Source organism: Anaerocolumna xylanovorans DSM 12503 (assembly GCF_900143645.1).
In the GTDB taxonomy this organism is placed as follows: Bacteria; Bacillota; Clostridia; order Lachnospirales; family Lachnospiraceae; genus Anaerocolumna; species Anaerocolumna xylanovorans.
This window is the reverse complement of the sequence record NZ_FRFD01000003.1, coordinates 250,406-264,235: the sequence shown is the minus strand read 5'-3', so window position 1 is coordinate 264,235 and position 13,830 is coordinate 250,406. Positions and strand designations below refer to the sequence as shown.

General features: G+C 42.5%; 11 protein-coding genes. 3 read left to right on the top strand and 8 right to left on the bottom strand.

Going from position 1 to position 13,830, the window contains the following annotated elements:
* Positions 1 to 350 precede the first annotated feature (350 nt).
* Together serS and BUF11_RS01200 are read left to right on the top strand one after the other, a co-directional pair.
* Positions 351 to 1,628: a serine--tRNA ligase gene (serS, locus tag BUF11_RS01205; protein WP_073586985.1), complete on the top strand. Its 1,278-nt coding sequence runs from the start codon at positions 351 to 353 to the stop codon at positions 1,626 to 1,628.
* Positions 1,629 to 1,743: 115 nt separating this feature from the next.
* Positions 1,744 to 2,652 (top strand): DMT family transporter, encoded by a 909-nt coding sequence (locus BUF11_RS01200; RefSeq protein WP_073586984.1) that lies wholly within the window; start codon positions 1,744 to 1,746, stop codon positions 2,650 to 2,652.
* 191 nt (positions 2,653 to 2,843) lie between these two features.
* Here BUF11_RS01200 and BUF11_RS01195 read toward each other — a convergent pair whose 3' ends face one another.
* From BUF11_RS01195 to BUF11_RS01185, 3 genes are all read right to left on the bottom strand, one after another.
* Positions 2,844 to 4,163, bottom strand: a complete 1,320-nt coding sequence (locus BUF11_RS01195) for an aspartate kinase (RefSeq protein WP_073586983.1) — start codon at positions 4,161 to 4,163, stop codon at positions 2,844 to 2,846.
* A 412-nt stretch (positions 4,164 to 4,575) separates the two neighbouring features.
* Positions 4,576 to 5,133, bottom strand: a complete 558-nt coding sequence (gene yfcE, locus BUF11_RS01190) for a phosphodiesterase (RefSeq protein WP_073587850.1) — start codon at positions 5,131 to 5,133, stop codon at positions 4,576 to 4,578.
* 38 nt (positions 5,134 to 5,171) lie between these two features.
* Complete coding sequence (locus tag BUF11_RS01185) at positions 5,172 to 6,056, bottom strand: LysR family transcriptional regulator (RefSeq protein ID WP_073586982.1); 885 nt, start codon at positions 6,054 to 6,056, stop codon at positions 5,172 to 5,174.
* 369 nt (positions 6,057 to 6,425) lie between these two features.
* Between BUF11_RS01185 and BUF11_RS01180 the strand changes: the two genes are divergently transcribed.
* The gene (locus tag BUF11_RS01180; RefSeq protein WP_073586981.1) at positions 6,426 to 7,487 is read left to right on the top strand and encodes a DMT family transporter; all 1,062 of its coding nucleotides are present in this window, start codon (positions 6,426 to 6,428) and stop codon (positions 7,485 to 7,487) included.
* Here the strand turns inward: BUF11_RS01180 and clpP are convergent.
* The 5 genes from clpP to BUF11_RS01155 all read right to left on the bottom strand — a co-directional run bounded on the left by clpP (position 7,484) and on the right by BUF11_RS01155 (position 13,619).
* Positions 7,484 to 8,074 carry an ATP-dependent Clp endopeptidase proteolytic subunit ClpP gene (clpP, locus tag BUF11_RS01175; RefSeq protein WP_073586980.1) on the bottom strand — a complete coding sequence of 197 codons (591 nt, stop codon included), beginning with the start codon at positions 8,072 to 8,074 and terminating at the stop codon, positions 7,484 to 7,486. The genes BUF11_RS01180 and clpP overlap by 4 nt on opposite strands.
* Positions 8,071 to 8,463, bottom strand: coding sequence for a helix-turn-helix domain-containing protein (locus BUF11_RS01170; RefSeq protein WP_073586979.1), 393 nt, complete (start codon positions 8,461 to 8,463; stop codon positions 8,071 to 8,073). Before BUF11_RS01170 ends, clpP begins: the two co-directional genes overlap by 4 nt.
* A gap of 156 nt (positions 8,464 to 8,619) precedes the next feature.
* Positions 8,620 to 8,979: a hypothetical protein gene (locus tag BUF11_RS01165; RefSeq protein WP_073586978.1), complete on the bottom strand. Its 360-nt coding sequence runs from the start codon at positions 8,977 to 8,979 to the stop codon at positions 8,620 to 8,622.
* 62 nt (positions 8,980 to 9,041) lie between these two features.
* Complete coding sequence (ygiD, locus tag BUF11_RS01160) at positions 9,042 to 9,818, bottom strand: 4,5-DOPA-extradiol-dioxygenase (protein WP_073586977.1); 777 nt, start codon at positions 9,816 to 9,818, stop codon at positions 9,042 to 9,044.
* Positions 9,819 to 9,962: 144 nt separating this feature from the next.
* A complete protein-coding gene (locus BUF11_RS01155; protein WP_073586976.1) occupies positions 9,963 to 13,619 on the bottom strand; it encodes a CARDB domain-containing protein in 3,657 nt (1,218 codons plus the stop codon).
* Positions 13,620 to 13,830: the final 211 nt, after the last annotated feature.

The window sequence follows — 13,830 nt, the reverse complement described above, 5'->3', positions numbered from 1 at the left end:
ACTTGTATTTTTTCTGTATTTGTGTATAATAAATACAAATATAGTATGAAGCAGTGTTGATAAAAGCTACGATTATGAGATTTCCCCAGAGAACCGGTGGCTGGTGTGAACCGGTGAAAGCTCAAATCCTTCCACTTTTGGAGCTGTCGGCGAAAAATAAGGTACAATAATTTATTTTATTGTCTGAATTAGGAAACCGAAAGGGCGGCAGCCTCTATCCTGCCATGTTGAGCGGCCGTTTATACGGCAATTTGGGTGGCAACGCGGAATCCTTTCGTCCCATGTTATTTTGGGGATGACAGGATTTTTTATTTTGCTTATTTATACTATTACATTTTAAGGAGGAAATTATGTTAGATATCAAATTTGTAAGAGAAAACCCAGACATTGTAAAGCAGAACATTAAAAATAAGTTCCAGGAGAACAAGCTTGGTCTGGTAGATGAGGTTATCGGGCTGGATGCCGAGTCCAGAACTGCCAAGCAGGAGGCTGATACTCTAAGAGCCGAAAGAAATAAGATATCAAAGCAAATCGGCGGCTTAATGGCGCAGGGCAAAAAGGAAGAAGCCGAGGAGATGAAAGTTAAGGTAAATGCCGAATCCCAAAGACTGGCAGAATTAGAAGCAAAGGAAGCCGAGTTAGAAGAAAAAATCAAGAAAATCATGATGACGATACCGAATATTATTGATCCCAGTGTTCCCATCGGTAAAGATGACAGCGAAAACGTAGAGGTTAAGCGTTACGGTGAACCTGTAGTGCCTGACTTTGAAATTCCTTACCACACAGAAATCATGGAGAAATTAAACGGCATTGATTTAGACAGCGCCAGAAAGGTAGCCGGCAATGGCTTCTACTACCTGATGGGCGATATTGCAAGACTTCATTCCGCCGTTATATCCTATGCCAGAGATTTTATGATTGAGAGAGGCTTTACTTACTGTATTCCTCCCTTCATGATTCGAAGCGACGTTGTTACCGGTGTTATGAGCTTTGCAGAAATGGATGCCATGATGTATAAGATTGAAGGAGAAGACTTATACCTTATCGGTACCAGTGAACACTCCATGATTGGTAAGTTCATTGATACGATTCTTCCCGAAGAAAATCTTCCCCAGACCTTAACCAGCTATTCTCCCTGCTTTAGAAAAGAAAAAGGTGCCCATGGTCTGGAAGAAAGAGGTGTATACCGTATCCACCAATTCGAAAAACAGGAAATGATCGTAGTATGTAAACCAGAAGACAGCCCTATTTGGTTCGATAAATTATGGCAGAACAGCGTTGACCTCTTCCGCTCCCTGGATATTCCCGTAAGAACCCTGGAATGCTGTTCCGGTGACCTTGCTGACCTGAAAGTAAAATCCGTTGACGTAGAAGCCTGGTCTCCCAGACAGAACAAATATTTTGAAGTGGGAAGCTGCTCCAACCTTGGAGATGCACAGGCACGCCGCTTAAAAATCCGTGTTGTAGGAGAAGGCGGCAAATACTTTGCCCACACCTTAAATAACACGGTAGTTGCTCCTCCCAGAATGTTAATTGCTTTCCTGGAAAACAACTTAAATGCCGACGGTTCTATTAATATCCCGAAAGCATTGCAGCCGTATATGGGCGGAAAAACCGTTATCAAATAAACAGGTATATCACCGGGAGGATGCTGCCCAGGAAGCTGCACTCCTCCCTGTTTCTTTGCGGCTTTTCTTTCTTAACCTGCTGGCGTAGACCAGCAACATAACTAAAGGAGTCTCTATGTCATCATCGCAGAACATAAAAGGTCATATTGCCGCATTATTCAGTGTAATCTTCTGGGGCACTACCTTTATCTCGACTAAAGTATTATTAAAAGCCTTTACTCCCTTTGAAATCCTTATCCTGCGCTTTCTTATCGGCTACATAATCCTCTGGTGTATAAAGCCCGCCAAAGGCATAAGACTGCCTGGTCAGAAAAGGTCAGACGAATGGCTGTTTCTTGGTGCCGGTTTATCAGGCGTTACTTTGTATTTTCTAATGGAGAACAACGCCCTGTCCTTAACTTATGCTTCCAATGTGGGAGTTATTGTATCCACTGCTCCCTTCTTTACCGCACTCATGGCTCATTTTCTGCTTAAGAACGAAAGGTTCCGTCCTTCCTTCTTCCTCGGCTTTTTAGCTGCCATAGCCGGAATATGCCTTATCAGCTACAACGGAAGTACGGCTCTTTCCTTAAATCCTATGGGAGATTTACTAGCCTTGGCGGCTGCCTTCGTATGGGGGATTTATTCCATATTCACAAAGAAAATCAGTGATTTGGGCTATAATATGATGATAGCAACACGTAAAATCTTTCTCTACGGACTTATTACCATGGTTCCCCTCATACCCTTTTTTCATCTTTCTTATAATTATAAGGAACTGATAAAACCGGCCTATCTTGGCAACCTGCTGTATTTAAGCTTTGGCGCCTCCGCCCTGTGCTATGTCATCTGGAATTGGGCCACAAAGGTATTAGGAGCAGTTAAGACAAGCCTGTACATTTATATCATTCCGGTAATCGCAATTATAACCTCCGCTATTTTTCTTCATGAGAAAATGACTCTGATAGGCGGCCTTGGCACTCTCCTTACCATAGCCGGCCTTGTAATATCTGAAAATCCTCTTGCCAAAAGAAAAATCCAATAAGGGGACAAAAAAGAAGCCCTATAACTTTCCTTTACACACCATTCAGACAGTGTATTACAGGAAAATTACAGGGCTTCTTCTATCCTTTTAATTACCTTTGCAGCATTCTCTATTCTCCATGCCTTTCACAAAGACTGCAAACTTTGAAAAATGCAACGCATTTTTCAAACTAATCCCCTTACAGATTCTCTTTACAGCTTGGACAATACGAAAATATCATAAACAGCCTTTATTGCTGCTTCAAAGTCCTTGTTACTTACACCAATTATGATATTAAGCTCACTGGAACCCTGATCTATCATCTTGACATTTACATTGGCATGAGCCAATGCAGAGAAGATTCTTCCTGCTGTACCTCTGGTCTGGCGCATACCTCTCCCAACAACAGCAATAAGAGCCAAATCACTTTCCAAATCAACGGAATCCGGATTGGCAACATGGTCAATTCCGGCTAATACACTCTGTTCTTTCTCCACAAATTCATCCTGATGAACAAAAACAGTCAGGGTATCAATGCCAGAGGGCATATGCTCGAAGGAAATACCGTTGTCTTCAAACACACGAAGAACTTTTCTCCCAAAACCGATCTCCGAATTCATCATATCTTTTTCAATATTGATTGCAACAAAGCCCTTCTTTCCGGCTATTCCTGTAATGGTATATTCCGGCTTTAAGCAGGTATTCTTTACAATCATGGTTCCCGGATCTTCCGGTGAATTTGTATTGCGGATATTAATCGGAATGCCTTCCTTTCTTACCGGGAAGATAGCATCCTCATGCAATACGGTAGCTCCCATGTAGGATAACTCACGAAGCTCTTTATAGGTTATAGTAGATATTACCTCCGGATTCTTAATAATTTTTGGATCTGATACCAGAAAACCGGATACATCCGTCCAGTTCTCGTAGATATCAGCTTTCACCGCCTTTGCTATGATAGAACCGGTGATATCGGAACCGCCTCTGGAGAAGGTCTTAATCTCACCATTTTCCAATGCACCATAAAAGCCCGGAATTACGGCTTTTTGTATACCTTTCAGCTTTTGTGCCAATACGGCATCTGTTTTGTCAGCATCAAATACTCCGTTATTATCAAAGAATATGACATCCTTCGCATCAATGAATTCATATCCTAAATATTCTGCCATTATAAGCCCGTTTAAATATTCTCCTCTGGAAGCAGCATAATCCGAACCTTTTTTTGCCTTAAAGTCAGCAGCAATCTGTTCAAATTCCTTGTCAAGAGACATGGTAAGGTCAAGTCCTTTTATAATCTCCATGTAACGCTTTTCAATTTCCCCCAGCGTCTTTGTAAAATCCTCTTCTGCCATCGCCATATCATAACACTGGTACAGCATATCTGTCACCTTGGTATCCTTGGAATTGCGTTTACCGGGTGCCGAAGGAACTACATACCTTCTTGCTTCGTCGGAACAGATAATCGTCCCAACCTTTTTGAACTGTTCTGCGTTTGCTAAGGAACTCCCGCCGAATTTAACTACTTTAATCATATCTTCCTCCACCGTAATTAAAATATTCTAGCTTTCTATCTGTAGTCTGGCCTTTAAGCAAATATTTGCCGCGGGTAAGAACAAATATACATAAAAATGGCAGCATTATGTATGCTGATTGTAATAATCTGCCATGAGAAATTGCCACATTGCAGTTTATTAAATTTTTTGCTTTTTATAATACCACATATCCTGCGTGATTGCAATGAATAAATAAAGCATTTATACCACAAAATTTCACGGTATAATTTTTCATTTTTTCATCTGTAAACATGCTCATTTACAGTTATATTGCCAATTTATAGCTTTCTTTATCTTTCTGTTCTTGCATGAATACTATCATTGATTGCATATATATTCACGTATAAATAGAAATCCCAATTTCCAGCCTAATCCCCATGCAAATGATTTACTACTTCAAATCAGGGAGTGGAAAAGATGCCTTCTTATAAACCTCCCCTTCAAGGTTCTTAAACAACACTTCCTCTTCCCAAAGGATATAACTGTGAGGGCTGTTTTCCTTTGGAATGGATACGGAACCGGGATTCACATAGATAAAATCCTCCCTTTCCTCCCATGCCGGGACATGGGTATGTCCATTTAGCAGGATATCCCCCTTCTTTATGCAGGGTTTATTATCCGGGTTGAAGTGATGCCCGTGAGTGGCAAAAATCATCCGGTTATCCAGGTAGAGGATGATGTATTCCGCCAGAACCGGAAATTCAAGTACCATCTGGTCAACTTCTGTATCACAGTTGCCTCTGACACATAGCAGCTCTGTCTTTACATTATTTAACATCTCAATAACTTTCTTTGGTTCATAACCCTTTGGCAGGTCATTTCTTGGCCCATGGTAGAGGATATCCCCAAGCAAAAGAAGCTTGTCTGCTCCTTCTCTATTATAAGCCTCCAGCATTTTATCACAGTAATAGGCAGAGCCATGTATATCGGATGCAATCATTAATTTCATAGTAATTTCTTCCTTTCCAAGAAATATCTTAAGGTACTTCAAAGTACTTCTTTTAATATCTCAATAAACTTTCGGTTTGTAATTGATAAATGCTTATTCTTGTTATAGATTAAGCTGTAGGGATATTCCAGCTTATCGCAGTTGATACGAAGCTCCGTAAGCATTCCCTTCTCTATTTCAGACTTCACGGCATAAAATGGCAGAATGGATACCCCAAGGTCCGCATAAATGGCGTATTTAATAGCATCTATACTTCCAAAATGCATGCCGATATTCTCCGTCAGACCATAGGCTTCTATAAATTTTTTATAATAGGTATAGAGCTGCGAGGTCGTGCTGTGAACTACAAAAGCGGTATCGGAAAGTTCCTGTATATCAAGGGAATCCTTTGCTGCCAGGGGATTTTCCGGCGAGGCTACTATAACCAGCCGGTCATTAAAGAGTTTTTCGGTAAAAATATTGCTGTTATAATTGCCGTTTCCGCCGTTTACTGCCACGTCAAGTGTACCATTTTCGATGAGATTTGCTATTTCAGAGGTATCTGCAACATGAAGATTTACCGTTACCCCCGGATACCTTTTCTTCATTTCCCCTATCACTTTCGGAAGAATATACACGCCGGGGGTATTGCTGGCCCCCAGGTTGATCGTACCTGCTATCTCATTCCCAAGGTTTTGGACATGATTTTCCAGTTCTTCCACAATTGCAAAAATCTTCTGGGTATAACGATAGAGCATTTCCCCATCTTCACTTAATACAATCCGGTTGCCGATCTTATTAAAAAGCTTAAGCCCTGCCTGGCTCTCCAGCTTCTTAATCTGTATGGAAAGAGCAGGCTGGCTTACACAAAGTACCTCGGAGGCCTTCTTAAAGCTTGTATATTTCGCTACGGTATGAAATATCTTAAGGTAATGCAGTTCCATCCTTTCTCCTCCTTCTATATTCTTACAGGTCATAACTTTTATTTATCACTGCCATTTAAACTATATATTGGATAAATAGATAAAAGTATATTATACTGTAACTGTAAAAATTCAAATCACCTAAACCTTTGGGGCCTCCGGATTTCAAGTAATCTAATTACTTACACCAGTTTTCACGGAGGCTCTTTTTCCGTCTTTTTTTATCTGATTTCACAAAACAGTCCCAAGAAAATTTGCACATAGAGAATTATAGCATACTACGAAAAAAATACAATTATTTTTCCTGTATTGCTATTCTTCTTCCTTTATGCTAAAGTAAGGGTATCCCCCCAGGGGGGATACCCTTACTTTCCCTTTAAAGGAGCCCTTATGAAAAATTCTTCACACCCTTCCTACCTTTATGCCATACTTGCAGCTTTTTTATTTAGCCTTAACTCCCCCTTTTCAAAGCTCTTGCTTGAAAAGATTCCTCCGGCTTTAATGGCTGCCTTACTTTATCTTGGTGCCGGCTTTGGAATGACATTTCTTTACCTGTTACAAAGAACTTCCCACCATAAAAAGGAAGCCAGACTGACAAAGCAGGAGCTTCCCTTTATACTTGGTATGATATTCTTAGATATTGCTGCTCCCATATTACTGATGTCCGGATTGACAAAGACCAGTGCCGCCAACGCATCCCTGCTGGGTAACTTTGAAATTGCAGCAACGGCACTTATTGCCTTTTTCGTATTCAAGGAAGCCATTGGCAAAAGGCTCTGGGAAGCCCTCCTTCTTATTACTGCAGGCTGCCTGATTCTTAGCGTAAGTGATATCCGAAGCTTTGCCCTCTCCTCGGGCTCCCTCCTTGTACTTCTGGCAAGTATATGCTGGGGACTTGAAAATAACTGTACCCGTATGTTGTCTCTTAAAAGTCCTATGGAAATCGTCATATTAAAAGGCTTTGGCTCCGGTCTTGGCTCTCTTATCATAAGTCTTGCTACGGAAAAACCTTCTTTTCACATGCCGTCTGTCCTGGCCGCCTGCCTGCTTGGTTTCGTTTCTTATGGCCTTAGCATCTTTTTCTATGTAATGGCCCAAAGGGAACTGGGTGCTGCAAGAACAGGTGCTTACTATGCCTTTGCCCCCTTTATAGGGGTATTTTTATCCTTTTTGCTTTTCCGTGAACGGCTGACCCTTTCCTTTTTGGCTGCTCTTCTCTTATTTGGCTTAGGTGCTTATCTGGCTTCCAGTGAAAGGCACAAACATCTTCATACCCACGCAGCCATTACCCACGAACACAGGCACAGCCATGATGACGGACACCATGATCATTACCACGAGGAATCTGTTAAAGGGGAACACAGTCATATACATACCCATGCTCCCCTTACCCATGCACACAGCCATACTCCCGATCTTCACCATACCCATACCCATACCCACAGTCATTAACTGTTAGGTTTTCTTTCCATGATATCATCAATGAGGCCGTAGTCTATTCCTTCTCTGGCTGTCATAAAATTATCCCTGTCGGTGTCCCTTTCAATCTCTTCCATGGTTCTTCCCGTGTTCTGGGAAAGAATTTCGTTTAAACGTTTCTTTGTTCTTTGGATTTTCTCACTTATGATTCTGATATCGCTTGCCGTACCGTTACCGCCGCCGGAAGGCTGATGTATCATTATTTCTGCATTGGGAAGGGCGTAACGCTTACCCCTGGTTCCTCCGGCTAACAGAAAAGCTCCCATGCTGGCAGCCATGCCAATACATATGGTAGATACGTCGCATTTGATAAACTTCATGGTATCGTATATGGCAAATCCTGCTGATACGGAACCACCCGGACAGTTAATATAAAGATGGATATCCTTTCCGGAATCTTCCGCTTCCAAAAATAACAGCTGTGCTACGATAAGGCTTGCAGAGGCATCAGTGACCTCTTCATTTAAGAATATTATTCTATCCTTTAACAGTCTGGAGTAGATATCATAGCTTCTCTCTCCTCTTGTTGACTGCTCGACTACATAGGGTATCAGACTCATGCTGCCAGCCTCCTTTTCGTACCTGCACTTAAAACGGTGCCAAAGCTTGCACAGCTTAATGCTTTCTTAATATTATTGCGGTAGCTTCCGGGTGCTACCTGATAAAGCCTCTTAAAAGCCAATGTAAATGCCTGCTGGGATTCATAGCAGGCCCCAAGTGCTATCTCTAAAATAGAGGCATTGGTAAAGGCAAGCTGTATAGCCGCTGCTTTCAGCCTTTCTTCTCTTATATACTTTGTAAGTGTACAGCCATAATGCTTTGTAAAAAGCCTTTCCAGATGGTATTTTGAATATCCCGCTTCCTTTGCAAGCTTATTCAAATCCAACTCTTCCTGCAGATGGCTGTCAATATAGGTTTTTATTTTCTTTAGGGAATTTCCTTTTTCCATCACAGTTCACCTCACTTCATATCTTCTATGCAGTCACACCCGGCCTTCAATTTTATGATAGCTGACTTTGCCGGATGCAACTCCTTATGTTGGTATTATAGCAGATATTACAGGAGTTGTTTTAATAGAAATTGCGATACTGCGTATGTATCTTTATCAGGAACATTCATCGTGGACAGCCCCTTCTTCCAACGTCTGAAAATTTGCTTCATACTTACAGACTACCTGTGACAAGGTATGGTGTATCAGCTCTCTGCTTTTATTCTCCAGTCTCTTTATCGTTATCCCATTGCGATGCTTTTCTGTATACTGTCTGGCAGAAGGAAGCAGCTTATCCCGCACTTTTCTTCCGCTGTGTGACAAATATTTATCCAGTAATTCCTTAAAAGATTCCCCTGTTCCTGTGATATCCTCCAGACGGATAGTTCCGTCTGTACAGTCATCCAGCCGTTTAACATAATGCTTTAAGGTAATTCCATTATCATCTGCAATTTTTATCTCAATGTCTATTATCATGTTCCCACCCTGTTTACTTTCTGATAACTGTATCGGACAAAACAGAGCTTTTCTTTATCATTTTAATTTAGAAGATAACTAGTCATAGATAGGGCTCCAAGCACATATGCCTCATTGAATATTTCTGCTTCATAATCCTCCCCTGCTGCCCCTAAGGCATAAAGAAGCGGGTAGAAATGTTCGGGTGTCGGAAAAGCCTCCAGAGAAGCTTTGGACCTCCTGTAATTAATAATTCCGTCGATGTCCTTTTTTAACAGGCACTCTTTGATATAGCTGTCAAATTCTTTTGCAAAGGGATAGCCCTCTTCTTCCATCTCCCAATTGACCCTGCCAAGGTGATGGACAACATTTCCGCTTCCCAGAATTAATACGCCCTCTTCTCTTAAAGGTGCCAGCTTTTTCCCTAACTCATAGTGATACAGGGCATCCTTTGAACTGTCGATACTTAACTGAAATACCGGTATATCCGCCATAGGATACATCTTGCAAAGAACAGACCAGGTTCCATGATCCATCCCCCACCGGTTATCAGAAACTGCTTCTTCCTTAAGAAGGCTTAACACCTCCATGGCATGTTCCGGTGAGCCTTCCGGCTCGTACTTTAACTCATATAATTTCCTTGGAAATCCATACATATCATAAATCTGCCTGGGCTTTTGTTCTGTAAAAACCCCCGTCTGGGGTGCAAACCAATGGGCAGATACCGACAGGATTGCTTTCGGTCTGGGTATTATACGTGCTGCTTCTTCCCAGCCTCTTGTGAACCGGTTATCTTCAATGGCATTCATGGGTGAACCATGACCTGCAAATAATACGGGCATTCTTTTTACCTTTTTCATCAGATACCTCCTATATAAACTGACTTATTATATTCTGATTATAAATCCAAATCCATTAAAAAGAAACACGAAAAATAAGCAGGGGTACTGCAAAACCAATCAAGTTTTGCAGTACCCCTTGTATAAAGTTTCTAATTTGTCTGTTTATTGAAAGGTTATGTTAAATCCGTTCATTATCAGGTATTTCTCCGGTGCTTCGATATTGCTGGTTGTCAGGTTAATAAAGGTTGCCGAACCGTTAGAAGTATAGGTATAAATTGCTTCTCCAAGATGAGGTGCGGAGAATCTTGAAGTCGTGATGGCATCCTTTCCTGTTCCGTTGATATTGATATTCTTAAACACAACGTTGCTAAAGCCTCCGCCGTAACCAAACTGGATGGCATCTCTCTGGCTGTTTATGATATCAATATTCTCAAAGGTTATATTCTTGATACTGGTATTGGAAGCCTCCAAGTCGATGGCTCCTCTTTCGCCATTGTAGCAATCCTTACTGGTACCGCTATTGATTATGGTAGTATCCGAGAACACAATACCTGTGTTATTTTCAAAATGATATCCCGGGAATACTGTATTTAGACGGATACCGGAACCCATAAAACAATCCTTAATGTAGTTATACTGTGCCCTATGGCCGGAACCGCCGAATATTGCAATACCTGCTGCCCTCCAGTTATTTTCAATGGTGTTATAAAGGAAGGAATTATTGACCTCCATAGGTGCGCCCATGGTACTGTCCGGCCACATAGCAAGACCGTCATCACCGTTATTTCTTACGCTGCAGTTACGTACAGTAGAATTCTTTGTTCCCTGGCAGAAGTTGACACCGTCAGCCAGGTTATTTCTTACCCTGCCTTTTTCAATAAGAAGATTATCCGCAGCAATTGCAGGTGTATGGGCATAATCACCTACCCAGAAACCACATTCAAAATGCTCCTCCCAGAAATCATGTACTTTGGAGTTCGTTCCAAAGTTATCCATGAAACATTTATAGATAGCATTCTGATTGTATCTGGTCCTTAGCATAGAGTTGATATATACGTTACTAAAGTCAACCGTACCTGTGATACGGAAAGAAATACCGCCGCTGGCTGCATTAGGAGAAGTAAACTGTAAATTCGTATACCACATACCGGCACCGGTTATGGTAATATTCTGTGCAGTTATTGTCCACATACCGCCAAGGTTAAAGGTACCGGCAGGTATATAAACCGTCTTTCCCTGTGAAGCAGCTGCGCTTACACAAGCGTTAAAAGCCGTTAAGTCATCGGCACCGTCATTGGCTACCGCACCGTAAGAGGTTACGGACAGTGAATTAGCCGGCTGTGCAATTGCAGAGGGTACCGGTTCAACTTCTACAAAGTCGACACCGTACTCAACACTGTCTCCGTTCGTCTTTTGGATACGAAGTTTATCTCCTGCCTTTAAAGCTGCAGGAAGCTTCCAGTGTACTTCATCAAAACGGAAGGCTGCCTGACCGCCGTTTGGTGCATCTGCCGGCTGGTCGCCGGTAAAATACTGCCAGGAATAATAGGAAGTCAAATTAATAGTAGAAACCTTCGTTCCATTTACAAAGCAGTCCAAAGAACCGTTTAATCCCATACCGTTGGAAGTATCCGGTATGGTAAATCTCATATCAACACCGGCACCGCCCTGGTTAATGGTCCATTCTACATAAGAACCATTGGAGGGAAGTGCTGCATAAGCCTGATTAGAAGCTTCTGATGCAATCAATGCGTAATTAAAGTCAGGTGCCGTACGGAGTACGGCTCCTCCTCCAAGCTGTGCATCCTCGGATTCATATCTGGTATAAGGAACGGTTGCACCTCTTCCGCCGCTTCCTATGGTCAGGTTGGCATTTAAGGTATTATTGGTTTCATCCGTCTCGCTTACTGCGTTAAGGCTGTCTGCAACAGCAGTAATTACATGGGTTCCGCCGGTTGCTGTCCAGGCCATGGCTGCGGTAACGGCAAGTGTGCTTCCTGCCGCAATCGATGCAGTGCTGTTTGCTGATGCCGCTACCTGTACTCCATCAACAAGAAAAGCAACTGTTCCAACAGAGCCTGCCATGGTCCCTTGATTCTTCACTACTGCATTAAAGGTAACGGCATTGCCTGCTGTTACATAGGAAGGAGAATAGCTTACCTGTGTGATGGCAAAATCAATTCCCGGTTTCGGATTTACCGTAAGGCTTGTACTGTATGTATTGTTGGTTTCATTACTTTCGGCAGTCGTACCTGCGTTGTCAATTGTGGCAGTTATGGTGTGGGTACCCGCCGAAAGACCTGCTATCGTACCTGTAACGGTAGTGACAGCTCCCGTGTTTAAGGGAGTTGTATTATTCGTTGATGTATAGACTGTCGTTCCGTCAACACCGATAGCCAATACGCCCGGTACTCCTGCTGCATTTCCCTGGTTCTTTACTGCTGCACTAAAGGTAAGGGTATCTCCTGCTGTAGGAGAAGAGGGAGTTATAGTGAGCCCTGTTACAACCATATCAGGCATAGGAGCGGTCGTTACCGTGAGGTTTTCTGAATATTGGTTATTGTTTTCGTCGGTTTCTGTTATTCTGTTTACATCATCTACATAAGCCTTAACCGTATGGCTTCCCGTTGCAGCTATCCAGGCTGCAGTTCCTGCGGGACCGCCTGTTGCTGTAACGGTTACAGAATCTCCTGCTGCCAGAGATGTAGTTGTATTATCGGACCAGCTTACCTGAATACCGTCAATAAAGAAGCTTACGCCAATAATTGTTCCTGCCGGTGTTGCACCTGTTCCCTGATTCTTTACTACTGCAGAAAAGGTTGTTGTATTGCCTGTTAAAGGTGAAGCAGGAGAAGAGGTAATATCCGTTACAATCAGGTCCGGTGTACCGCCTGTGCCGCCGCCCTGACCGCTGTCTGTTACTGTAATACTCTTGCTGTACTGATTATTATCTTCATTGGATTCACTGATCCTGTTAACATCATCTACCCATGCTTTTACTGTATGGCTCCCTGATACGGCACTCCAGGAAGCAGTACTGCCTGGGCCGCCTGTTGCTGTAACAGTTACAGAATCTCCCGCCGCAATGGAGGAGGTGTTGTTATCAGACCAGCTTACCTGCGTTCCATCTACAAAGAAGCTTACGCCATTAATAACACCTGCCTGTGTAGCGCCTGTTCCCTGATTCTTGACGGTTGCAGAAAATACTACACTGTTTCCCGCTGCGGGACTGGCAGGATTCCAGCTGATGTCAGTAACAACAAGGTCCGGCGTGCCAGAGCCGCCGCCTGAACCGGAGTCAGCCGTTCCGTAGATTTCAAATTCAGCTGCCTGTCCGCCTGTTGCCTTTGTATTGGCCGTGAACTGAAGTCTTATATAACGGGCACTTACCTGGTTAAAAGTAATTGTCACCGTATTGGAAGCTGAAGGACTAAAGGTATACGCTGCCGGTGCAACGGCAGTTGTATAGTTCGTATTGTCATTACTTGTAAGAACGCTAAGTGTCTGGAATCTTTCTTCCCAGGAAGAATTGAGTTTTAATACTATTTTGTTAACGGACTGGCTGCTTCCTAAATCTGCTGTGAGATTGTTAGGATAGGAATTTGCCGCCCCTTCCCAATAAGTATTTACATTTCCGTCATTTACATTGGCAGCAGCATAATTCTGAATATAGTTATTGGCCGTTACGGTTTTCCCTAAAGCAAGATTGGCTGTATCTGCGGCTTTGATAAAAGTTTCAGGTGTATAAACGAACACCTGGCAGATTACTAACACCAATGCTGTAAGGACTGTTAATAATTTTCTACGATTACTTTTCATAGATACCCTCCACATCATAATTGTAAACCCATAAGTGACAATAAAAGGTTAATATCACCGTTCCGGATACAGCAATACCTCCCCCTTTGGCCCTGCTTGCCTTTTACGCAATTTCTTGCCTTTCAGACTTAACGGATAACCGTTATAAGCATGAGCCCGGCCCTTCACCTCCCCTGATTTTTAAGAGCTCTTTTATATTCCATAAAAGCAG